The following is a 24,492-nucleotide window of genomic DNA, read 5'->3' as shown; positions in this document are numbered from 1 at the left end:
AACAACCCTTTCTATTTTTTGTATGTTCTTAGTTGTACTAAAAGTGGATGTTCCGGCAATAGATAGCCGCTACATTCATACATGCCGCTTTGTTCATTGAAATACATTTGCCGTACAATCGTTTCTGCTTTTAGCTGCGCGAGCAATTTTCCTTCAGACGCTGGAATCGCCACATCGTAACGCTCCATCGCTTCTGTGATCCTAGTTTCAATAAATTGGCGCAGTTTTTGTACGTCTTGTTCGTTAAACGCGCTCACTAGCATATAATCCGTTTTCGGGCTTGGAACAAAGCTTGGAAGGACGATGTCGCGTTTATTGTAAACGGTCGCGATCGGAATGGTCGTCGCCTCTAATTCTTCTAACAAGCGATAAACGGTTTGTTCATGTTGAATATAATCGGGATTCGACGAATCGACAATATGTAAAATAAAATCCGCTTCTTTCACTTCTTCTAACGTTGAGCGAAACGCCGCAACGAGCGTCGTCGGCAAATCTTGAATGAAACCGACCGTATCCGTCAAAAGCGCCGTATAACCGCTTGGCAGCACAAGCTTTCTTGTGAGCGGATCTAATGTAGCAAACAATAAATTTTCTTCAAACGCATCCGCGTTCGTGAGTCGGTTAAAAAGCGTCGATTTGCCCGCGTTTGTGTAGCCGACTAGCGCGATTTGAAACACGGCGTTTTTCTTCCGCCGCTCGCGATACCGTTCACGATGTTCGACAACTGCTTTTAGCTGCGCTTTAATTTCATCAATGCGGCGGCGAATATGGCGGCGGTCTGTTTCTAGCTTCGTTTCCCCCGGCCCTCTCGTTCCGATTCCACCGCCAAGACGAGAAAGCTCGACACCTTGTCCGCTTAAACGCGGCAAGATGTACTGCAGTTGGGCAAGTTCGACTTGCAATTTTCCTTCCTTTGAGCGCGCCCGGCTTGCAAAAATGTCTAAAATAAGCTGCGTCCGGTCAATGACGCGTACATTTAACAGCTTCGTTAAGTTGCGGTTTTGGCTTGGCGACAATTCATCATTAAAAATGACAACATCTGGTTCAAACTGTTCGACAAGACGAACAAGCTCTTCCACTTTCCCTTTGCCGATGTAAGTAGCTGGATGGATCGTCTCTCGTTTTTGTGTCAAAATGATGATGACTTCGCCGTTTGCCGTATGAACAAGCGAAGCAAGTTCTTCCATCGAATAGGAAAACCGTTCATCGTCGACATGCGGCAATTGGCAGCCGACCGTGATGACTTTTTCTCTTCCTTCCAAATTCGCACCTTCTTTCGTTTTCGCGAAATACGTCTTCCTTCATCATACCAAATCTCGCTTCCAATCGCTATCTTTCAAAAATAATTGATTTTCCCGTCTGTTCCCCCTAAAATGGTTACCGTATGACAAAGGAAGAAGGGACTTGCGATATGACATGGGAAGTGTTAAGCATCATCGGTACGATTGCGTTTGCGATTAGTGGCGCGATTGTGGCGATGGAAGAAGAATACGATATTTTAGGCGTTTATATTTTAGGGATTGTTACTGCGTTTGGCGGGGGAGCGGTGCGCAATTTATTGATTGGTGTCCCTGTTTCGGCGCTATGGGGACAAGAGGTGCTATTTTATGTGGCACTATTAGCAATGACGCTCGTTTATTTGTTTCCGCAAAAAATGTTGCCGCATTGGCAACGATGGGGCAATTTTTTTGATGCGCTCGGTCTTTCTGCGTTTGCGATTCAAGGGGCGTTATACGCCGTCAACATGAACCACCCGCTAAGTGCGGTAATTGTGGCAGCCGTTTTAACAGGAAGCGGTGGCGGCATTATTCGCGACGTGTTAGCGGGAAGAAAACCGCTTGTCCTTCGCGCAGAAATTTACGCCGCTTGGGCGATTTTAGCCGGTGTCGCCGTCGGAACCGGCATCGCCGACTCCCCCGTTGGATTATATGTATTGTTTGTCATCGTTGCGGCATTGCGCATTTTATCGTATACGTACAACTGGAAATTGCCGAATAAATCATTGAAAGCGGAAAACTAAAGCAGTCCAGTAGGCGCTGCTTTAGTTTTTATGTCAGTTACAAATGCTCTTTTCCTTTCCATCTGATTAGCTTGCTACTAACGATAGAAAACATGTGTTCGTATTTAAATAACGTATATTTTTAAACCCCCCCTCTGTGAGTAGTTGTTCTACTTGATGGCATTCAAAATAATCAAAACCACTTCCCATTAATCGCTCGAAATTACGAGCGATTTTACCTATTAAACTATTCCCTCGAATATCTACAATAATGAACACCCCCTCTGGCTTTAAGACTCGACGTATTTCACGAATAGCCTCTGCTGGATTCCACCAGTGATGAATAGAAAAATTACTTATGACACAATCAAAGGAACTTCTAGCAAAAGGAAGTGCTTCCGCTTCTGCTATTAAAAAGCTCGATTTTCTTCGCTCCCCTTCTTTCAATCTTGCCAATCGAATCATCTCTGGGGAAGGATCTATGCCTACAAACTTCCCATTGAAACCTTTTTTCCTTAAAAATCTAACAGCTTCCCCTGTGCCACAACCTACATCTAAAATCGTAACAGACGGATTCAAGTGAGTGTGATTAAATACTGTGGAATAAGCTCTATAAAACACAACCTTGTGTAGAAGATAGTTGTCGTAAGAATTGACCCACTGTTCAAACATAGAGTATTTCCTCCCTAAAATCTAATTCCTCCATCTGCTCTAATAACAGCACCATTTACAAAATCACTAAGTGATGAAGCTAAAAAAAGGGCTACTCCAGCTATTTCAGAAGTTGTTCCTGGACGTTTTAGAAGTGTTGTATCCACCTTCATTTGCTTTACTTCAGTCGGAACACGTCGCGACATTTCAGTATCAACCACACCTGGAGATATAACATTAGCTGTAATCCCTTTTGCACTATATTCTTGGGCAATTGATTTAGTCAATCCAATAATTCCTGCTTTAGAAGCTGCATAGTTACTTTGACCTGCGTTTCCTAGTAATCCACTAATAGATGACATATTAATAATCTTACCGTATCGCTGCCTAACCATTTTTCGAAGCGCAAACTTGCAACAAAGAAACGTACCGCACAGATTATTTGAAATAACATAGTTCCAGTCATCAATAGACATATTAATTAACAGCCCATCTTTTGTGACACCCGCATTATTAACTAATATATCGATTCGCCCGAATCTATCACAAGTAAAATTTATTAATGCTTCCGCCTCTGTTTCTTTTGAAACATCTGCTTGGAACATCTCAGCTTGCCCGCCATTTTCCCTAATTTCTTGAACTATGCTTTCGGTTCCTTCTAAATTATGCGCAAAATTTAATACTACCAATGCCCCCTCCCTAGCGAAGGTAATGGCAATTTCTCTACCAATTCCTCTTGAAGCTCCTGTAACAACAGCCACTTTATCTCTTAGCAACATTACACTGTCTCCTTTTTAAATACGTACTTTTCTATAAGTCTAAGCAAATTCGGTAGAGTAGATAAGTCGGTTAGCTTATTTAACAATGGTGTAAAAACAAGGTGCCCTCCTCCTCCAACATCGTAACAAATCATTTCGATTGAGTCTCGAGATAACACTGTTAATTGTTGTGATGGATTATTTTTCCAATAACACATCACTTTCTGGAGCCTGCTATAAGCATCAGACGGTAAAATGTCTAACTCTGGAACTATCCAATCGTACGGCATAATACCTAAATCTATAAGCCCAGCGGTTTCATCTATTACATGAACAAAGCTATCTCTAATAGAACAAGACATTTCTTCTTTCAACACCGTTGTCGTAACAAGTTTGTAAGGTTCAACTAATGGTGTGATAATAGTTCCGCCATTCCATAAAAATTGTCGAATCGCTTCCTTTTGAGATGGAGTTGGAAGAATTGCTTTTAAACTATATGATGTTGGGGTAGAACCGGTCTTAAATAAGAACCGGTTCCGCACATTAATTACAACTACATCACCCTTATTTAAAACGGGTAAGTCAGTCTCAATTGATGTTATACCTTGAAAATTAGGAAATCCAATTGCGTAGATCAAGATAATCCCTCCTCAGTTTCTACATTTTTTCGGTTATTAATCGGGACGGCAAAGCGGAACGGTAACCACCAATTCGCTTCGCCAAGTACTCTCATTATGGCAGGAACTAGAACAGAACGAATCACAGTCGCATCTAAAAGAATAGCTACTGCCAAACCAAATCCCAGTTCTTTAACAACTTCAACTTTCACCATAGCAAATGCACCGAACACTGCAATCATAATGGCAGCTGCTCCATTAACAAGACCAGCGGTTTCGGAAATACCTTTTACAATACTTTCTATAGTAGGAATCCCTTCGTCTTTCAGCTCCCGAATTCGGTTAATAATGAGAACTTCATAATCCATAGACAGACCAAATAAAACGGCAAACAATACAACAGGAGTAATAGAATTAATTGCTCCTCGGAAGTTGCCCTGTTGGAAAACAGCTACTAACATTCCCATACTAGCCAGTGTAACGAGAGAGTTTAATACCAACGCTTTTACTGGAAGGAGAATTGATCGGAAAGACACTATCAAAACCACGAAAGAAATTACAAAAACCGTAACGATAATCATAGGTAAATTATTGAAAATTCGTTGATCAAAATCTACTCCAATTGCTGATTGACCTCCGACATAAGATTCAAAATTTTTTGTCGAATTTTCTTTTAAGAGATTCCGTATTTTTCTAACTAATTCGCGCGATGCTTTACTGTCAGCATCTGTTTTCGGTGATACCAACAATATCGTAGTTGTATGCCCCCGATCATGATTAGTCAGTTTATTTAATTGGTCTTTAACGAAATCCGGAAGTTTGTCATAAGCTTTATAAGCCTGTTGATAATTAGATAATTTCCATTCAATATTCCAGTTTGTTAACGAAACAACTTTATCTACATTATTGAAATTTTGAATATCGTTCGTAATCCTATCAATTGCCTTTAAATTATCATCTGATAGTACTGTACCATGCTTGGCCTTCAAGACCACTTGAATCGGAAACACATTTCCTTGACCGAAGTCCCCCGCTAACACTTCAAATCCTTTTCGAGCAGCATCTTGTTCTGGAAGAATTGAAGCAGAAGCAACAGGAACCTGCATATTTAACTTGTAAGATGGATAGGCCATGAAACTTAGTAATATTAAACCTGGAATTAAAAAAATAACAGGGCGTTTCATTAAGAGTACAGCAATTTTCCCCCAATATTTAGAAGGCTTACGTTCTTTAAATAATGGTATTCTTCCCCAATTAATACGTGGTCCCATAAGAGTTAGAAGAGCTGGTAAAAGTGTAATCGCCACCAGTACTGCTATTGTGACTACGATTACACCGCCAAGTGCAATGGAGTTAAAAATCATGATGTTTGGCAAAAACAAAGAGGAAAGCGATATAGCAACAGTAGCTCCAGAGAAGAAAACAGATCGTCCAGCTGAAACGATAGCTCGCTGCACCGCTTCAACAGTACTGTAATGTTCTAACTCCTGACGATAACGGCTAATGATAAACAATGCATAATCCACAATTACTCCTAATCCGATCATACTCACTGCATTTTGAAGAAGTATATTCATCGTATAATCTTTCGCAAAGAAATACGCAATTGCCATCGTAATCACTAGTGCAAACGCGGACATCAACAGCGGAAGTACAGTAGAAGCTACTGTTCGGAAAACCAGTAATAAGATAACAATCATTACAGGAAATGCAATCATTTCAGCAAAAGACAAATCTTTTTTCGTTGCATCGTTCAGTGCATAACTTAACGCTGGTCCGCCAGTAACCCACCATTGGTAGTCATCTAACCCAGTTACTTTCTCTTTTAGTTGTCTACTTAATGCTGGAACAAAGTTAGCGGCTTCATCTTCACTCATATTTAGTCCAAGGACTAGGAATGTATTGTGCTTATCTTTCCCTATAAAAGCATCATTTTTATGATCGTAATAGCTTTCAATATTTTCTATCTTTGAGTTCTGACGTACCACACTCACAATCCGTTTTACAGCCGTTTCGTAATTGGGATCATCGACAGTGTACCGACTGCTCTTAATTACAATGAGTAATTGCTGTGGATACTGGTTACTAAAATTTTCCTCGAGAATTTTTTGAGCCTTCATTGATTCACTCTTTGGATCATTAAACCCTCCAGCGGTCAACACGTTCGGTAATTTGAGTGCAAAGCTAATAGATGACAATAAACAAAGAATCCAAAAGAATATAATTTTCTTTGGGTGACTAGTCACCCATTTTGCAAGCCAGTAAAACATGAATATATCAACCCTCTTTCAAATTTTGTGTAAGGCTCAATTCTTAATAACTGTACCATAGCTTCTAGCTTTCTCCTGTCATCCTCAGGACGAATTGAAGGCAATTCAAGAACACGCAGGAAAGTTTTTCTTGCATCTTCAATCAAGTTAAGTTTTAATTGACATTGTCCAAGTCCCATATATAAAAAGATTTCCTCTGGATTCAATTGCACTGCTAGCTGATATTGGGCCAAAGCCTTTTTCGGATCCCCACCAAACATCTTTGGAATGGAAAGATACCACATACCTAGAGCATAGTGAGCATGTGCAAATTTGGGATCTAAACGAATTGCCATTTCAAATCTTCTTTTTGACTTAAAAGCCAAAAAAATCTTTTTAACCGGATTACTTAGAAGAGCCAAACGACCAAGGGCCCTTCCTAATTCAAAATGCGCCCGTGGAAGTTCAGGATTTGTCTTTAGCACTTCCTCCGCAATATACTTTGCACGATAAAATAATAACTTTGGAGGAATTGGGTAGGTTAAGCCTTGCCGTATTCCAATTTCATTCCATTCTGTAGCAACATCTAACATCTCAAGTGCATTGGGAGGCTTAATTCCATTCTCATTCGAAAGCTTTTCGTAATCTGTTCCAGTTTCATTGCTCAGTTTTGCAATTTCTCTCATAACATGAAGCGTAGCTACCTCAATCTCTTTTTTCCCTCGTCCCTTCCCCGGGTAAATTGGTTCTCCAATTCGGACGATGGCTCTTATCCGCCGAGGAATCATTCGATTTTTCGGAAGGATATCGAAGGTCCTTTCCATTCCAATAGGTACAATTGGAACCTTAGCAAGCATTGCTAATTTAACAGCTCCTGGTTTACCTGGCAACATTCTTCCAGTAAAACTTCTCGTACCTTCTGGATAAATACAAATAATTTTACCATCTGCCAGATAACGAAGTACTGTACGAAAGGCAGTTGTATCCGCTGCATTTCGGTTCAAGGGAATACATCCGACTGAAAGATGCCAGATTCGTGAAAGAAAAGTTTCGAAAGATTCTTTTTTTGTTAGATAGTAAACCCTTTCTTTCCGGTAATATCTAAGCACAGTTGCAATAATAAAATGATCCATGAAACTTGCATGATTTGCTACAATTATATAAGGTCCTTTATCTGGCAAGTGTTCAATCCCATGTATCTTTCCAAGGAAAAATCGACGTGTGATGGCTGTAATAACTGCCCTAGAAATTACGCCGATCATAATAATACCCTCTTTTCTGGATATAATTTTTTATCTCTTTGAAGTCATTTCCATGCCTTGTTTGTCAAACTTCAAACGGTATTCAATTAAATCAGCAATTGTTATATATGGGATATTAAACCTCTTTTTAAATTCAAATAAATCTGGTTGCCTTGCCATTGTACCATCTGGATTAATAATCTCAACGATTACACCCGCTGACTTGAAACCTGCTAACCGCGCAAGATCAGTAGCAGCCTCAGTATGCCCCATTCTTGCAAATACTCCTCCTTCTCGCGCAATCAAAGGGAAAATATGCCCCGGGCGAACAAGATCTTCTGGTACAGCATTTTCTCGCAAAGCTATCTTAATAGTTTTCGCACGGTCCCATGCAGAGATACCGGTGGTGACACCAAATTTTGGATGAGCGTCAATTGAAACAGTAAATGCAGTTTTTAAATATTCTCCATTAGTTTCTATCATTGGGCGAAGATCTAGTTTACGAGCAAGTTCTGTGGTAATTGGCATACAAACAAGCCCTTTTCCATAAGTAATCATAAAATTAATTGTTTCGGGTGTTATAAGTTCTGCAATCGCAACTAAATCACCTTCATTTTCTCTGTTCTCATCATCGGAAACAATAATCATTTTCCCTTGTGCTAGAGCCTCTAAAGCAACTTCTACAGTGTCGAACTTCATATTATTCCCCCTTGATTATAATGGGTGACCAGTCACCCTTTATTGCAAAAATAGAGAGGTAACCCCTCTATTTTTGCAATAATTTTCGAACAATATCTAAAATAAAAGGTATACGCTCTTCTTCTCTAACTAAAGGTAAACTATTTGGACGTTGAAGGGTTGGCATCAACATAACAATCATCGATAGAATAAAGTAACCTATGACAGTTGGATAAGGGGTTGAAATCTCTCCTTTCTCAACTCCTTCTTCAATAATTTCACACAATGGCTGTCGCAAGTCTTTAAAGATTTCCGATACCTCTTCAGGAAATACAGGATTATTCTGAAACTGATGCCTCGACCACAGCTTTAAGAAGGATATACTTTCTCGTTCTAGCTGAAAAAACGTTTCAATAGTAAGCTTAAGTTTTTCAAATGAGTTTAAATCCATAGAAATAATGTTGTCTGACGTTTTGTTAAATCGATCAACAATTGTTCTAATGGTTTCAAGATAAAGCTCTTTTTTTGTTTTGAAATAGAGATAGATTGTACCCTTCCCAATACCAGCCATTATTGCAATTTCATTGATATTTGCACCATCATATCCTTTCTCTGCAAACTCTCTAGCAGCAACTTCAATGATTTCTGTTTTTTTGGGCTTGGTTGCTTCCATTATTCCCCCTCCCCGGGTGACTAGTCACCCATATTATACAATTAATCCTCCAATATAATCAAGTTTTTTATGCAAAACACTCATGAGCGATTTTTACTCACCAACCAAGTATGAAAACACCCACTCATTAATTCGTTATTTTCCCAGAAAAAGAGGGAGGCTCTAGACCTCCTTTTTTTCTATCCCTTCCCATCTCTCCACCACCGTCGCGGTTGCCATGCCGTGACCGATGCAAATCGTTAATAAGCCGTAGCGCCCTTGACGTCGTTCGAGTTCATGAACGAGCGATGTCATGAGTTTGACGCCGGTTGCCCCGAGCGGGTGACCTAAGGCGATCGCACCGCCGTTGACGTTCACTTTCGAGAGCGGTGCGCCAATTTCTTTTTGCCATGCCAATACGACTGGGGCGAACGCCTCGTTAATTTCGACAAGGTCGATATCGTCAATGGTGAGGTTCGCTTTTTGCAACACTTTTTTTGTCGCCGGAATGACGCCGTCAAGCATATATGTCGGGTCCGAGCCGACGACCGTTTGGGCGACGATTTTTGCTTTTGGCTTCAAACCGAGGCGAAGTGCCGTTTCGCGTTCCATCAGTAGTACCGCCGCTGCGCCGTCGCTCATTTGGCTCGCATTGCCGGCAGTAATTTTCCCGTTTTGTTTAAAGACCGGCTTCAACGCCGCCAACGCTTCAAGCGATGTATCTTGGCGCGGCCCTTCATCGGCTGTCACGATGATTTCATTTCCATCTTGGTCAAGCCCTTGAACCGGCACGATTTCTTGGTTGAAGCGGCCCTCTTCTTGCGCCCGAAGCGCACGCTGATGGCTTTCATACGCATATTCATCCAATTGCTCGCGGGTCAATCCGTATTTTTCGGCAATTAATTCCGCAGAAATGCCTTGGTGCACAAATTCGTACTTTTCGTGCAGCGATGGCGGAATCGTCCGCTCATTTCCGTCGCTTAAAATCGGCACTTTCGTCATGCTTTCAACACCGGCGGCAATCGTAATCTCCATATCGCCTGATTTAATTTCTTGGGCGGCGAAATGGATGGCTTGCTGGCCGGAGCCGCACATACGGTTAATTTGCACCGCCGGCACTTCAACCGGAAATCCTGCCTCTAACGCCGCTAAACGCCCGATGTTATATCCTTGCTCGCCAATCGGCGTCACGCAACCCATCACAATATCTTCGATCAACTGTTTTTCTATCCCAGTTCGCTCGACAACTTCATCAAGCACAACTGCCGCTAAATGAACCGGATGTTTGTCGCGAAACACCCCGTTTCGCTTGCCGACAGGGGTGCGTACGGCTTCGACAATCACCACTTCTCGCATGTCTTCCCCTTCTTTCATTGATATGTGTAAAATCCTTTGCCTGTTTTTCGGCCGAGATGTCCCGCCTCGACAAGCTTCCGGAGCGTCTGTGGCGGACGGAACCGGTCGCCATATGCTTCCGTCATATTTTCACTGACAAAAAGCATCGTATCTAACCCGACTAAATCGGCAAGCTCTAATGGCCCCATCGGATAATTGAGCCCAAGGCGAATCGCTTTGTCGATATGCTCGGCGGAAGCGACTCCTTCTTCGTACATGCGAATACATTCAATCATATGCGCCGCGAGCGCCCTTGTTGTCACAAACCCTTGCATATCTTTGACAACGACCGTTTCCTTGCCGATTTCTTCAGACAGTTGTTGAATCACTTCAATTGTTTTTTCGGATGTGGCGACCCCTTTGACGATTTCAATCAATTTCATCACCGGCGCAGGATTAAACCAATGCATGCCGACGACTTGGCTTGGGCGCTTTGTCGCTGCAGCAATGGCCGTCACGCTTAATTCCGACGTATTCGTTGCCAAAATCGTCTCTTGTTTCGTATAGTGATCGAGCTGTTCAAACACTTGTTTTTTCAATGGTAAATGTTCTGGAACTGCTTCAATGACAATATCGGCATCTTTCACCGTTTCTTGTAAATTTGTTTCGGTTTGTATGCGGGAAAGGACATTCGTTGCTTCTTGTTCCGATAATTTGCCTGCTTTGACAAAACGGGCAAGGCTTTTTTGAATCGAATTCACTCCTTTTTCTAACGCCGCTTCAGAAATGTCGTATAAATAAACGGTTTTACCGCCCATCGCTAGCGACTGGGCGATGCCGCTTCCCATTAAGCCAGCACCGATGACAGCAATTGTTTGCACCATTGAACTCCCCCCTTATTGAACATTCGCAAAATAATCACGCAATTGTTCACGCAATTTCATTTTTAAAAATTTTCCGACACTTGTTTTCGGAATTTCGTTCATAAACACAATATCATCCGGAAGCCACCATTTTGCAAACTGCGGCCGTAAAAAATCGTATAGCTCGTCTTTCGTGACCGTTTTTCCTTCTTTGACGACCACGCAAGCAATCGGTCGCTCCTGCCACTGTGGATGCGGTACGGCAACAACGGCCGCTTCAAATACCGCTTCATGCGCCATAAGCGCATTTTCTAAATCGACAGACGAAATCCACTCCCCGCCGCTTTTAATGACGTCTTTTGTACGGTCGACGATTTTAATAAACCCTTCTTCATCAACCGTTACGACATCGCCTGTATATAACCAGCCGTCGCGGAACGCCTCTTTGCTTCGTTCGTCGTTATAATATTCGTCCGCAATCCACGGGCCGCGCAAACATAGCTCTCCCATCTCCGTCCCGTTCCACGCCACTTCGCCGTCTTTACCGATCACTTTCATTTCCACGCCCGGTACAAGAAAGCCTTGTTTCGCGCGAATTTCTAATTTTTCTTCATTTGATACATGTTGTTGATAGCTTTTTAGGCGCGAAAGGACGACAAGCGGGCTCGTTTCCGTCATGCCGTAAGCGTGTACAAACGGGATGCCGTATTTCTCTTCAAAGTCGCGAATCATTCCTTTTGGCGCTGCTGAACCGCCGCATAAAATGCGCGTCACACTGCTTAAATCGTACGATCCTTTCTCCAATTCGTTCAACAAGCCGAGCCAAACGGTCGGCACACCAGCCGCAAGCGTCACTTTTTCTTGTTCCATCAGCTCTGCCAATATTTTCGGCGTAAACGCTGCGCCCGGCATCACTAACGTCGTCCCAAACCAAACGGCGGCAAACGGCAAGCCCCACGCATTCGCATGAAACATTGGCACGACTGGCAACGCGACATCCGATTCCGACAATGCGGCGCTATCGGCAAGCCCTAGCGCCATGCTGTGGAGTACAATTCCTCGATGGGAATATAAAACACCCTTCGGATTTCCTGTCGTCGCTGACGTATAGCACATGCCAGCTGGGCTATGTTCGTCGATGTCTTTGACAAACGAAATCGGCTCCGCTTGTTGTAGTAATTCCTCATAATGGTAAACCGGCGAAAGCGTCGTCTCTGGAAGCGTCGGTTCATCCGTCATGATGATAAACGTTTCGACGTTTATCTCGTCTTTCACCCGTTCAATGAGCGGTAATAAATCGTCATCAATAAGTAGCACTCGATCGTTTGCGTGGTTAATAATGTAAGCGATATGTTGCGGTGACAGGCGAATGTTGATCGTATGCAACACCGCCCCGATTCCCGGAATGGCAAAATACGCTTCTAAATGACGATGATGGTTCCAAGCGAACGTGCCGACACGGTCGCCCGTATTTACGCCAAGTTTTCGTAACGCGCTAGCTAGCTTTCGTGTGCGCTCGCCAATTTCTTTATACGTATGGCGAACAAGGCCATGTTTCATCCGCGAAATGACTTGTTTTTTCGGAAAAAACATTTCAGCACGTTCAAGCATTGTCGCAATATTTAATGGAACGTTCATCATTTGCACTCACTCCTCCATGTTCGTTTAGCTTTGGTGCTCGTGTACGTTTTGTAAAAAAATGTTCGTCGTAGCGAGTTGCTACTTCGATTCGTTCGTTGTCGATATGAATCATTTTTCGGTACATATCGCTCGCAAACCACGTTTTCGCCTCATCCGTTTCTAACACCGGCGCTAAGCAACAATCGACTCGTTCACTAAATTCAATCCACTGTTGCAGCGTTTTCGAGCGAAACCAATGGGTAAGCTCTTGAAATACAGGGTTGTCTTCGCGAGCAGCAGACATATGCCCATCGAGCCACTCCGGCTTGCCGGCTGCGAGACAAAAATTTCTCCAAAAGTGCGGTTCAAGCGCCGCAAGCGACACGTACCGCCCGTCTTTCGTTTCGTACAGATGATACGAAACAATCGTGCCAGCTAATACAGAAATACCGTTTTTTTGTCCGGTATGATGCTCGAGCACAAAATGGTTCGTCATTATCGAAAGCAAGCCGTCAACAAGCGCAAGGTCAATGTAGCGCCCTTTCCCCGTTCGCTCGCGAGCGTATAGCGCAGCGACAATTTGTTCAACGGCATGGATGCTACCGATTAAATCAGCAAGCGTAATCGCCGGATGAACGGGGCGGCCGCTTTGATCTTTTAGTTGCGCCAGCACACCTGTTATCGCCATATAATTTAAATCGTGGCTTCCTAACGATGCATACCGGCTATGCTGACCGTAGCCGCTGATCGAACAGTAAACGATCGACGGGTTGAGGGCATACACATCTTCGTAGCTTAACCCGAGCCGCTTCATCACCCCCGGACGGAAGCTTTCGATCACGACGTCCGCTTGGCAGATGAGCTGCTGAACCGCTTGGAAGTCTTGCGCGTTTTTTAAATCTAAAGCAATGCTTCGCTTATTTTTGTTGTTCGCTTCAAAAATGCAATCGTCGGCAAGCTTCCTCATCATATCCCCTGTTTTCGGCTCGATTTTGATTACTTCCGCGCCTAAATCGGCTAAGCGGAGGCTGGCAAATGGACCAGGGAGATAATGGGAAAAATCGATGACTTTTACTCCTTCTAACAAACGGTCATCCCCTTTCTATATGAGATCGAGGCTTTTTGCAATGATCGTTTTCATAATCTCATTCGTTCCGGCATAAATCGCGCTAACTGGGATGTCGCGGTAGCGTCTTGCAATCTCGTATTCTTCCATATAGCCATAGCCGCCATGAAGTTGCATTCCCTCTGCCGCTATACGTTTGGCCATTTCTGTAATCCACCATTTCGCCATCGATACGTTTGTCACGACATCCTTCCCGTCCATATGTTGTTGAATAACATCATCGAGAAACGTTCGGCCTAATGCGATTTCCGTAGCCATCTCTGCAAGCCGGAATTGGACGGTTTGAAATTGGCTAATTGTTTTTCCAAATGCCGACCGGCTTTTTACATATTTTTTCGTGAGATCAAACATCACTTCTGCAGCCGTTTGCGCGGCAATCGCGACAATAAGCCGCTCTTGCTGCAATTTTTCCATTAAATAGTAAAACCCTTTTCCTTCTTCCCCAAGCAAGTTTTCCACCGGAACTTTCGCGTCGCTAAAAAATAACTCCGCTGTATCTTGGGCATGCAATCCGACTTTTTCTAGCTTCCGACCGCGTGTAAACCCCGGCGTTGTGCGCTCGACGACAAGCAGGCTAATGCCTTTATGCGGCGGATTTGCCTGCGAGTTCGTTTTGCAGACGACGATGACTAAATCGGCATGAATGCCGTTTGTAATGAACGTTTTTTGCCCGTTGACAATATAATGGTCTCCGTTTTTTACTGCTGTTGTCGAAATGCCGGCTAGATCCGAACCGGCACCCGGCTCTGTCATCGCAATGGCCGTCACAATTTCCCCTGACACGCATTTCGGCAGCCATTTTTTCTTTTGTTCTTCTGTTCCGTACGACGCGATGTACGGGACGACGATGTCATTATGCAAGCCGATGCCGACAAGGCTTGACCCCACTTTTTCCAGTTCTTCATTCATCACGACCGAATAGCCAAAATCCGCGCCAAACCCACCGTATACTTCCTCGACCCACGGGCAAAGGAACCCGTTCTCCCCCATTTTCCGCCAAAATTCACGCGGAATCATTCCTTTCTTTTCCCATTCTGCGTAAAACGGGTATGCTTCTTTTTGTAAAAATTTACGGAACGCATCACGGAACATGTGATGCTCTTCGCGTAAATAAGTTGCTGCCATCTTGTCACCCTCTTACGATTGCGTCGCTTTTTTCATTTGTTCGCGAAGCAGAAATTTTTGGATTTTTCCGCTTGCATTCCGCGGCAAAGCGTCGACAAAGTAATACGCGCGCGGCCGTTTATACGGAGCAAGCCGGTCGCTGTTTTTGCAAAACTGATCAAGTTCTTCGGCGGTGACGTTCGGATCTTTTTTGACAACAAATGCCACAACTTTTTCGCCCCACATTTCATCTGGCTCTCCAAGAACAGCCACATCAAGCACTCCTTTATGTTCATATAACACATCTTCCACTTCACGCGGGTACACGTTTTCGCCGCCGCTAATAATCATGTCATCGACGCGGTCGGCCACATATAAATAGCCGTCCTCATCCATGTACCCTAAGTCGCCGGAATGATACCAGCCTTTGTATAACGCTTTTTCTGTCGCTTCTTCACGATTGTAGTAGCCGACCATCATGCACGGACCTTTGACGATAATTTCGCCGACTTGCCCCGGTGGCAAGATGTCATCCGGGTCGGACGGGCCGTCTTCACGAGGTTGGACGATGCGAATTTCATGGTTTAGGCAAGCGCGGCCAGCCGATCCGGCTTTTGTTAATTGTTCATCTTCCAATAAAAACGTTACGGCCGGTCCCATTTCCGTCATGCCGTACGCTTGGATTAAATCGATCCCTAATCGCTCTTTACATTCTTTGACAAGAACAGGCGCCATCGGAGCCGCCCCGTACAGGCCGATACGAAGCGACGATAAATCGTAATCAGAAATTTTCTCTTGCAAGAGCATATTCCACATCGTCGGCGCGGCGAATAATACGGTAATTCGCTCTTGCTCAATGACTTTCAATACTTGTTTCGGGTCGAAATGATGAACAATAACATTTGTTGCGCCGGCGTGAACGCGCGGAAGGAAGCAACAATGCAATTCGGCGCAATGAAACATTGGCGCAGTGACAAGCCCTCGTTCCGTATCACGAATGCGCATGACGGAGTTGCAAATCAAGCTTTGCTCGATCATATCGCGATGGCGATGCATCACTCCTTTTGGCCGTCCGGTTGTCCCGCTTGTGTACATAATCGCATACAAATCATTTTCTGATACATCAATGTGTGGAAGTTCGGCTGAAGCTGCTTGGATTCGTTCGTGGTAATGAGCTGCATAAGCTGGCGGATCTGCATCAATATACCAAAATGAAATGTGAGGAAATTTGTGATGAATAGGCGCGATTTGCGGTTCAACCGCTTTTTCAAATAGAACAATTTTCGGGGATGCATCCGTTAAAATGTAAGCGATTTCTTGCGATTTCAAGCGAAAATTAATCGGGTTGAATACCGCACCGATTTTCGCGCAAGCAAAAAAGGCCGTGGCCAATTCAGCTGTATTAAATAGCACGGTGGAAACACGATCTCCTTTTCTTACTCCCGCTTTCAAGAAAACGCTTGCAAGAGCGTTCACTTCTTGCTCCCATTGCTCGTACGTGTACCGAAGCCCTGTCCGGATATCGACAAGCGCTTCTTTTTTCGGAAATTTTCTTACCGTTTGTGCAAACACTTCGCCAATCGTCATGTACAAAGCAAGCCCTCCTTTAATATTTTATTCAAATAATTCTAAAAATAATGTATATTCTGTTCTTTTTCACTACATTCTACATCGTTTCGAAAAAACCCTTCTTCAATTAAAAGAAAAAATAAGGAAGGGAACACCTTCCTTTACAGTCGGATGATTAAATCGCGGTCGCGGATGAGCGTCAATTCTTTTTTATCATAACGTCCTTCATAAAGCAGACGGACTGCCTGCTTGCGAATCGCTTTTTCAATTAAGTTGCGGATATAGCGGCCGTTGCTAAATTTTTTCTCTTTTTTTGTTTCAAGCAATTCTTCAATATGGTTGTATAATTTGCGCTCGGCCTCAAATGTAAACTCGTATTCACGCTCCCGCAACATTTGTTTGGCGATTTTCACTAATTCATCAACTGTATAATCAGGAAATTCGATGATTAATGGAAAGCGGGATGGCAATCCTGGATTTAGTGAAAGAAAATAGTCCATTTCCGCCGGATAACCCGCTAAAATGACGACTAAATCTTCACAATGATCTTCCATTCCTTTTACTAACGTATCAATCGCCTCTTTCCCAAAATCTTTCTCGCCGCCACGCGCTAATGAATAGGCTTCATCAATAAATAAAATGCCGCCGCGCGCTTTTTTAATCAAGTCGCGCGTTTTGTTGGCCGTATGGCCGATGTACTCGCCGACTAAATCCGCCCGTTCCGCTTCGATAAAATGCCCTTTGGATAATACGTTCATTTCAAAAAATAGTTTTCCTAATAAGCGGGCTACCGTTGTTTTTCCTGTTCCTGGATTTCCTTTAAAAATCATATGAAGGGCTTGCTTATTCGATTTTAATCCGTTTTCTTTTCTCATTTTATTAATATATAGCCATGCATAAATTTCTTTCACAATTTTTTTGACGTTTTCGAGCCCAATGAGCTGATCGAGTTCTTTTTGAATATCTTTTAATATAGCATGCTGTTCGTAATCAATTCCTTCGCTACGCTCCTCTTTTACTAAATGGTTCATATTTTTCGAGTTTAAGACAATGTTAATTTGTCCTTTTGCTTTGTTCATCGTTACTTCTGACAACGATTGTCACCTCGCTTTTATGGTGCTTTACTTTTTTCAGTATACGTCTGTTCATCCATCTTTGTGACAAATGCCTATCGGTGTTTCCCAACATCGCGCGCTTTTTTAAGAACGTTTCTTTAACACTAGTGTTGATTATCCATTATTTTACTAAAAAACATAGAATCATATGGCTGACCATAAGCTTTTCTGCCTTTTCCTCGAACAAGAACGCCGGCGGGCAAATGTAATTTGCCCGCAAAGCGTTCATTGTTCGAGGAGGGCATGCGTGCGCATGCCCAGTCGGCAAACGAACCGTTTGCCGACAACGGCAGAAAAGCTAGGAATAGAGCGATGTCAACTGGTTTTTATTGGTTAATCAACACGCCTGTTTCTTTAATATTGTATTCACCTTTTTTACCGTTTACGAAAACAAAATCGCCCGCTCTAGCGTGGAGCGGACGACCTTATGTGTTTATTGAATTTCAAGCTGAACGTTTTTTTCCGGTGCAAACGTAGAAATCGCATGCTTATAAATGAGCTGCTGTTTTCCTTGAACTTCTAAAAGTACGGTAAAATTGTCAAAGCCTTTCACCAAACCCCGAAGCTGAAATCCGTTAAGTAAAAATACCGTTACTTGCGTGCCGTCTTTGCGCAATTGGTTTAAAAATTGATCTTGAATGTTGATGGATGTTTTCATGAATTAGCCTCCTCTTTTCTCTCTACCTATTTTTATATATTCGTCTTTAGTTGAAGCTTTCCTTCTATGTATTGTAAAATTTCATCCCGTTTCTCGGAAAATTTAGAGAGATCAGTCATATCGAACCAGCGAACAGGCATTTTATTGCGAAACCATGTCAGCTGCCGCTTCGCATAACGCCTCGAATTTTGTTTGAGCTGTTCAATCGCCTCTTCTAACGAAAGTTGTCCGTCTAAATAAGCGTAAATTTCTTTATAACCGATCGCTTGAATGGACTGGCAGTCGCGAATGCCGCGGTCGTATAACGATTTTACTTCTTCAAGCAATCCGGCAGCCATCATTTGATCAACCCGCTCATTAATGCGACGGTATAGTTGTTCTCGCTCCATTGTCAGTCCGATAATCGCTACATCATATAGGAGTTCGGGCGTCTGTGTTTGTTGCCATTCGGTCATCGTTTTTCCTGTGCAATGGTAAATTTCGAGCGCTCGAATGACGCGCCGTATATTGCGGGGATGGATGCGTCCAGCGCTTTCCGGATCAACGTCTTTTAGTGTTTCATAAAGGGTCATTTCTCCTTTTTCTTCCGCGATGCGGTACAAATGCTGACGGTACGTTTCATCGGAAGGCGCATCGGAAAAACGATAGTCGTAAATCACCGATTGAATATAAAGTCCAGTCCCACCAACGATCATCGGCAGTTTGCCACGCCTTGTAATCTCTCGAATTAAAGGACGGACGAGCTGTTGAAATTCAGCGACGGAAAATGATTCGTCTGGAGCTTTCATGTCAATTAAATGATGCGGAATCCCTTCCATTTCTTCACGCGTAATCTTTGCTGTGCCGATATCCATTCCTTTATAAACTTGCATCGAATCGCCGCTAATAATTTCTGCATTGAGCCGTTTCGCGAGTTCAATGCTCATTTTCGTTTTCCCCACAGCGGTCGGTCCGATTAAAACGACAAGTTTCTCTCCCATGGGAATCACTACTTTCTGCATCGTGTCACATTGATTTATTATATCCAAGTAAAGGGAATTTTATCACGATTTTCGGCAAGAAAAAAGAGTTCTCGATCTCTTTTTTCTTGCCATCCGACTACGATATTTTAAATTTTTGAATGAGTTGTTGCAATTCTTCAGCCATTTTAGATAAAGCGACCGCGGAAGCAGAAATTTCTTGCATCGACGCCAGCTGCTCTTCCGTTGCTGCCGAAACTTCTTGCGTTCCTGAAGCTGCTGATTCGGCAATTTTACTAACCAATTGCATCGATTGTACAATTTGTTCAGCACCTGTAGATATTTGTTGGACAGAGGCGGAAACTTCTTGAATTTGTACCGCCACTTCTTCAATCGCGTTTTTAATTTCGACAAACGATTCGCCCGCTGTATGAATCACAACAATTCCGTTTGATGCTTCTTTTGTTGCGATCTCCATTGATTGAACAGCTTCATTCGTTTCTTGTTGAATGGCAGTAATAAGCATTGAAATTTGCTGTGCAGATTGCGCGGATTGTTCGGCTAGCTTTCGCACTTCGTCCGCTACAACGGCAAATCCCCGCCCATTTTCTCCTGCTCTTGCTGCTTCAATCGCTGCATTTAATGCTAGCAAATTCGTTTGTTCCGCAATTCCCGTAATCACTTCAATAATTTGTCCAATTTGCTTCGAACGTTCACCTAATCCTTTGACGACGTTCGCTAATCCTGTTACGGTTTGATTGATCGAGTTCATTTGTTCCACAGCAGTTTGAATCGTTTGGCTGCCTTGCAACGCTCTTTCGGAGGCTCCTCCTGCGATGATTGCTGCGTTTTGTGAACGTTCAGCAATATGCTGTACCCCAGCGGACATTTGTTCAACTGTCCGGGATGTTTCCTCTACGCTTTCTACCTGCTTTTCCATCCCTAAAGCGACATCTTGCATGTAACGGTAATTTGCTCCGTCGCTTTGCTTGTTTGTTCTGCGCTTGCTGTCAACTCTTCGGATGAAGCGGCCACTTGTTCAGCGTTTGTCGCCACTTGCTGAATGACTTCACGCAAATGTTGAGACATTTGATTAAAAGCGGTTGCTAGTTCACCAATTTCATCGCTGTTTTTCACTGCAATGGCTTCGCCTGTAAGATCGCCTGCTGCAATGCGTTTCGCTGCTTCTGAAACAGCGACAACAGGACGGGAAATGATTCGGCTAATATAATAGGCCACGATCACTCCGACAAACAAAGCAATAAGACCGAATGTAAGCATCCATATTTTTGCTGCATCAACACTTGCTGATGTCGCATTATTCGTTTGATTTACCTCTGTTTGTTCTATCTTCGCTAGTTGTTCAACCGTTGTTTCAAACTGCTTGGTAATCTCTCTTCCTTTCGTTGCCACTAATTGCGTATACTCATTCACCTTATTTTGCTGTTTTAATTGAAAAGCTTCTTGTCCGAATTGATAAAATTGCTGCTCTAGTTTATCTAACTGCTGAAGAAACGACTTTGCTTCTGGATGATCAAGTTTTTGCGCTAATTCGCTGCTCAATTTTTTGTAATCATCGTGCGCTTGATTAAAGTTCGTTAATGACGTATCATCGCCAATGAGCAAATACCCGCGCATACTACCTTGTTCACGCCGAACGATCACTTGTAATTCTTTTACCGCAATTAATGATTGGACTTTATTGTTCATTAATTGCATATGATTGTTAACAGATGTCATTTCATAATAAGCGATGACGACAACGGCTGCTAAAATGACTAACACAGCTGAAAAGCCGGCAAATAATTTTTTACGCACTGTCATCTTCACAAAAAGCGCCTCCATTCAATTCATATTTTATCAAGCAGCATGCAAACAATCATCACCATTTCTCTCTTCTCTTTTTTTATCGGATTAAACGAGTACAGTATTTATAACGTTCGATTAAATTCTTTTTTCCTTCATCATCTTGCTCTCTCGAATAAAAAAGGAAGTCAATAGCGCCACGATGCTGCCAATAAAACCGAATAAAAACAATTGGTGAATTCCGGTCATCAAACTAGCCGCTTTCGTTAAAAATGCTCCCATGATCGTGACCCCGATCGCTGTACCAATATTACGACAAAACATGAAAAACGACGTCGCAATTCCTTTTTCATGCGCATCAGCTAGCTGTTGTGAACCAATGATTCCGACTGTCGAAGTAAGGCCGAATGATAACCCTTGAATGAACATCGCCAAAAATACGTAAAAAAAGCCGCTCTGTTCATTTAAAAACGCAAGCAGTACGCCGCATAGAACAAGAAGAACGTTGCCGATGATTAACAATTGACGGTATCCGTATCGCAAAATCCATTTTCCTGCCGGCACGGCCATGATCATCCAGCCCATTGACATTCCAAGAAGCACAATGCCGCTCATTAGCACCGATTCATGGGCGATCTGTTGTAAAAAAAGAGGAATGTAGCTTGCTGTTCCAAATAAAGCCATAGAGCTGATAAACCCATTTAAATTCATCCATTTTAACGTCGGGTGCTGCACTAATGATAACGGAACGAGCGGTGAAGTTTGCTTTTTTTCATATATGTAAAACACAACTAAAAGCAAGGCTCCGATTACCGCATATACGGATTGATGACTTTCCACCACTGTCACAAGCAAAAGCAGGCTGATCGCCAGCGCAAACAAAATCGCTCCTATGTAGTCAACAACTGCTCTTTTCGGCTCGTATACTTCCTTATATGGCATCAGTGTTAATAAAGAAAGAAGACAAATTGGAATATTGACATAAAAAATCCAGCGCCATGACAAATATTCGACGAACAATGATCCTAACAGCGGTGCAAGGACTGCAGCAATTCCCCACATTGCGGTAAAAAAGGCTTGGATTTTCCCGCGTTTTTCAACCGGAAACAAATCCCCCGCAATAATAGCAGGAAACGGCATCATAAATCCTGCGCCAATCCCTTGGACAGCACGGAAAATAACGAGCTGAACCATATTTTGCGACATTCCGCACAACAGCGAACCAATGAGAAAAAGTCCAATTCCGAAACTAAATACTTTCTTTCGCCCAAAAAGATCCGACAGTCTTCCCGCAATTGGCGACAGAACGGTTGTTGTAATCATATAAGAAGCAAACGACCACGCATAAAGCGAAAAACCTCCTAGTTCTTTAGCAATAATCGGCATTGTCGTATTCATAATCGTTGTGTCCATTGAGGCAATAAGCATCGCCAGAACGATGCTCACCATTACCGACATTCGGCTGTTCATTGCATAGCCCCCTCTTTTTCTCTATTGCTTGAATACTTTATTTTACATGATTGATTTGTTTTTCTAAAAAGAAATGCTTTCATTCATAAATCAAAAGCCCTTTCCTTGCATAGAAAGAAAGGACTGTAACCTCTCCTCGTTTTATGCCATTTACGACGCAATCCATATCGAGCTTTTTCACTTACATCACTCTCTTAAACATTTTCTCAAGCTCGTACGTCGAAAAATGAATGATAATCGGCCGGCCGTGCGGGCATGTGAATGGATCCGCCGCTTTTCGGAGCGATTCGAGCAAGGTGAACATTTCGTCATGGCGCAAATGATGGTTTGCTTTAATCGACTGCTTGCAGCTCATGATAATCGCCGCTTTTTCACGCAGTTGCTTGAGATCGATCTTTTTCATTTCTAATACTTGCTGGATCATTTCTTCAATAATCATGGCCTCCTCTCCTTTTGGAAACCATGAAGGATGCGCACGAACAATAAACGTGTTATTGCCAAACGGCTCGAGAAATACACCGCATTTGGCTAATTCCTCAAGATGGGACTCAATGAGCACGTATTCGTTTGCAGCGTATTCGAACGTAAGCGGCACGAGCAATTGTTGCACTTCATTCGTCACTTCACCGAGTTTTTCGCGGAAATATTCATATTTAATCCGCTCTTGAGCCGCATGTTGGTCAATAATATACAATCCGTTCTCGTTTTGCGCCAAAATATAGGTGCCGTGCATTTGCCCAATCGGATAAAGCGGCGGAATTCGTTCTTTTTGGCGATCGTCCGCTTCTTCGCTTTCTATCTTAAAAATCGGTTCCTGTTGCACGTCTTCATTGTCCAACGATTCCTCTGTTCGGACATCGATTTCTTCCTTCAAAAATGATGGATTCAATGGCTTTTCCTTTTCCGCGATCGCCACCTGTCGCACAACCGGGGCTGCCGCCGGTTCTTTGGCAACATGCTCAAACGAAAACACTCGTTGCTCTGTTTTCGGCTTTTCCGGCCGCTTGACCGTCATTTCTGGAATGAGCGTTCTTGATTGGAACGCCTGACGAATCGCGGTTTCAACCAATTCGTTCAATTCCGCTTCTTTACTGAAACGCACTTCTAGTTTTGCCGGGTGAACGTTAACATCCACTAAAATCGGATCCATCTCGACCGAAAGCAGCACGATCGGATAGCGGCCGATCGGCAAAAGGGTATGATACCCTGATTCGATCGCTTTCATTAACGGCATATTCCGCACGTAGCGGCCGTTGACGATCGTCGACATATAATTTCGCGAAGCGCGCGTCACCTCAGGCAACGAAATGTAGCCTTTTACAATAAAATCAAGCGACTCCGCTTGAATTGGGATCATTTTTTTCGCCACCTCGACCCCATAAATAGCGGACAATACGTGCCGCACATCGCCGTTTCCGTTCGTATAAAGAAGCGCTTTGCCGTGATGGCGCAAACGGAACGAAATATGAGGATGGGCTAGCGCCAACCGGTTGACGACATCGGTGACGTGACCAAGTTCCGTATGAACGGTTTTCATATATTTCAAGCGCGCCGGCGTATTGAAAAAAAGATTAGCGACGGTAATTTCGGTTCCTTTCCGACTGCTTGTCCGCTCGTGCTTTACGAGTTGACCACCTTTTAACAACACGAGCGTTCCTGGTCCGTTGCCTGTGCTCGTTTTCATTTCCACTTCAGCTACGGAGGCGATGCTCGGCAGCGCCTCGCCACGAAATCCGAGCGTGCGAATCCGGAATAAATCATGTTCATCTTTAATTTTGCTTGTCGCATGGCGCTCAAACGCTAAAAGACAATCTTCCTCTTCCATTCCATCGCCATTATCGATGATGCGGATTTTCGCAAGGCCTGCTTCTTCGAGTTCCAATTCAATGACCGTACTGTTGGCGTCAATTGCATTTTCGACAAGCTCCTTTACAACCGAGGCAGGACGCTCGACGACTTCTCCCGCCGCAATTTTATTCGATAGATGATCATCGAGTTTACGAATTTTCCCCACAGCCCCGC

The 24,492-nt window shown here is 43.3% G+C and carries 20 protein-coding genes and 1 pseudogene; 1 reads left to right on the top strand and 20 read right to left on the bottom strand.

All coding sequences use genetic code 11. The features are described from left to right. Positions 1-11 precede the first annotated feature (11 nt). Entirely contained in the window at positions 12-1,262 is a 1,251-nt protein-coding gene (gene hflX / locus M4I42_RS00910; RefSeq protein ID WP_268850391.1) for a GTPase HflX, read from the bottom strand. A gap of 149 nt (positions 1,263-1,411) precedes the next feature. On the opposite strand from hflX, the gene M4I42_RS00905 reads away from it, so the two are divergent. Further along, positions 1,412-2,020, top strand: coding sequence for a trimeric intracellular cation channel family protein (locus M4I42_RS00905; protein WP_268850390.1), 609 nt, complete (start codon positions 1,412-1,414; stop codon positions 2,018-2,020). Positions 2,021-2,086: 66 nt separating this feature from the next. Here M4I42_RS00905 and M4I42_RS00900 read toward each other — a convergent pair whose 3' ends face one another. The 19 genes and pseudogenes from M4I42_RS00900 to mutL form a co-directional block, all read right to left on the bottom strand. Beyond that, positions 2,087-2,671: a class I SAM-dependent methyltransferase gene (locus M4I42_RS00900; RefSeq protein WP_268850389.1), complete on the bottom strand. Its 585-nt coding sequence runs from the start codon at positions 2,669-2,671 to the stop codon at positions 2,087-2,089. A 14-nt stretch (positions 2,672-2,685) separates the two neighbouring features. Beyond that, positions 2,686-3,429, bottom strand: coding sequence for a 3-oxoacyl-ACP reductase family protein (locus M4I42_RS00895; RefSeq protein WP_268850388.1), 744 nt, complete (start codon positions 3,427-3,429; stop codon positions 2,686-2,688). Continuing rightward, positions 3,429-4,046 (bottom strand): hypothetical protein, encoded by a 618-nt coding sequence (locus M4I42_RS00890; RefSeq protein ID WP_268850387.1) that lies wholly within the window; start codon positions 4,044-4,046, stop codon positions 3,429-3,431. The genes M4I42_RS00895 and M4I42_RS00890 overlap by 1 nt, the downstream gene beginning before the upstream one ends. Beyond that, positions 4,043-6,295 (bottom strand): MMPL family transporter, encoded by a 2,253-nt coding sequence (locus M4I42_RS00885; RefSeq protein ID WP_268850386.1) that lies wholly within the window; start codon positions 6,293-6,295, stop codon positions 4,043-4,045. The genes M4I42_RS00890 and M4I42_RS00885 overlap by 4 nt, the downstream gene beginning before the upstream one ends. Then, positions 6,268-7,536 (bottom strand): 1-acyl-sn-glycerol-3-phosphate acyltransferase, encoded by a 1,269-nt coding sequence (locus M4I42_RS00880; RefSeq protein WP_268850385.1) that lies wholly within the window; start codon positions 7,534-7,536, stop codon positions 6,268-6,270. The genes M4I42_RS00885 and M4I42_RS00880 overlap by 28 nt, the downstream gene beginning before the upstream one ends. A gap of 30 nt (positions 7,537-7,566) precedes the next feature. After that, positions 7,567-8,214 carry a 3,4-dihydroxy-2-butanone-4-phosphate synthase gene (gene ribB / locus M4I42_RS00875; RefSeq protein WP_328284572.1) on the bottom strand — a complete coding sequence of 216 codons (648 nt, stop codon included), beginning with the start codon at positions 8,212-8,214 and terminating at the stop codon, positions 7,567-7,569. A gap of 67 nt (positions 8,215-8,281) precedes the next feature. After that, positions 8,282-8,866, bottom strand: coding sequence for a TetR/AcrR family transcriptional regulator (locus M4I42_RS00870; RefSeq protein WP_268850384.1), 585 nt, complete (start codon positions 8,864-8,866; stop codon positions 8,282-8,284). Positions 8,867-9,028: 162 nt separating this feature from the next. Further along, a complete protein-coding gene (locus M4I42_RS00865) occupies positions 9,029-10,201 on the bottom strand; it encodes a thiolase family protein (protein ID WP_268850383.1) in 1,173 nt (390 codons plus the stop codon). Positions 10,202-10,215: 14 nt separating this feature from the next. Beyond that, the gene (locus tag M4I42_RS00860) at positions 10,216-11,064 is read right to left on the bottom strand and encodes a 3-hydroxyacyl-CoA dehydrogenase family protein (protein WP_268850382.1); all 849 of its coding nucleotides are present in this window, start codon (positions 11,062-11,064) and stop codon (positions 10,216-10,218) included. A gap of 12 nt (positions 11,065-11,076) precedes the next feature. Beyond that, positions 11,077-12,684, bottom strand: coding sequence for a long-chain fatty acid--CoA ligase (locus M4I42_RS00855; RefSeq protein ID WP_268850381.1), 1,608 nt, complete (start codon positions 12,682-12,684; stop codon positions 11,077-11,079). Then, positions 12,647-13,750 carry a CaiB/BaiF CoA transferase family protein gene (locus tag M4I42_RS00850; RefSeq protein ID WP_268850380.1) on the bottom strand — a complete coding sequence of 368 codons (1,104 nt, stop codon included), beginning with the start codon at positions 13,748-13,750 and terminating at the stop codon, positions 12,647-12,649. Before M4I42_RS00850 ends, M4I42_RS00855 begins: the two co-directional genes overlap by 38 nt. A gap of 15 nt (positions 13,751-13,765) precedes the next feature. Continuing rightward, positions 13,766-14,914 (bottom strand): acyl-CoA dehydrogenase family protein, encoded by a 1,149-nt coding sequence (locus M4I42_RS00845; protein WP_268850379.1) that lies wholly within the window; start codon positions 14,912-14,914, stop codon positions 13,766-13,768. A gap of 12 nt (positions 14,915-14,926) precedes the next feature. After that, the gene (locus tag M4I42_RS00840; RefSeq protein ID WP_268850378.1) at positions 14,927-16,486 is read right to left on the bottom strand and encodes a fatty acid--CoA ligase; all 1,560 of its coding nucleotides are present in this window, start codon (positions 16,484-16,486) and stop codon (positions 14,927-14,929) included. Positions 16,487-16,623: 137 nt separating this feature from the next. Further along, complete coding sequence (gene spoVK, locus M4I42_RS00835) at positions 16,624-17,556, bottom strand: stage V sporulation protein K (protein WP_268850377.1); 933 nt, start codon at positions 17,554-17,556, stop codon at positions 16,624-16,626. A gap of 454 nt (positions 17,557-18,010) precedes the next feature. Further along, entirely contained in the window at positions 18,011-18,235 is a 225-nt protein-coding gene (gene hfq / locus M4I42_RS00830) for an RNA chaperone Hfq (RefSeq protein WP_183251478.1), read from the bottom strand. Positions 18,236-18,267: 32 nt separating this feature from the next. Continuing rightward, complete coding sequence (gene miaA, locus M4I42_RS00825) at positions 18,268-19,215, bottom strand: tRNA (adenosine(37)-N6)-dimethylallyltransferase MiaA (protein ID WP_268850376.1); 948 nt, start codon at positions 19,213-19,215, stop codon at positions 18,268-18,270. Between the two features lie 118 nt (positions 19,216-19,333). After that, positions 19,334-21,039 (bottom strand): annotated as a pseudogene (locus tag M4I42_RS00820) (methyl-accepting chemotaxis protein). A 99-nt stretch (positions 21,040-21,138) separates the two neighbouring features. Further along, a complete protein-coding gene (locus M4I42_RS00815) occupies positions 21,139-22,470 on the bottom strand; it encodes an MDR family MFS transporter (RefSeq protein WP_268850375.1) in 1,332 nt (443 codons plus the stop codon). A 181-nt stretch (positions 22,471-22,651) separates the two neighbouring features. Then, entirely contained in the window at positions 22,652-24,484 is a 1,833-nt protein-coding gene (mutL, locus tag M4I42_RS00810) for a DNA mismatch repair endonuclease MutL (protein ID WP_268850374.1), read from the bottom strand. Positions 24,485-24,492 lie beyond the last annotated feature (8 nt).

It is taken from the genome of Anoxybacillus sp. J5B_2022, assembly GCF_026847645.1.
GTDB lineage: Bacteria > Bacillota > Bacilli > Bacillales > Anoxybacillaceae > Anoxybacteroides.
The sequence above is the reverse complement of the archived record's forward strand: the minus strand, read 5'-3'. Positions and strand labels throughout refer to the sequence as shown.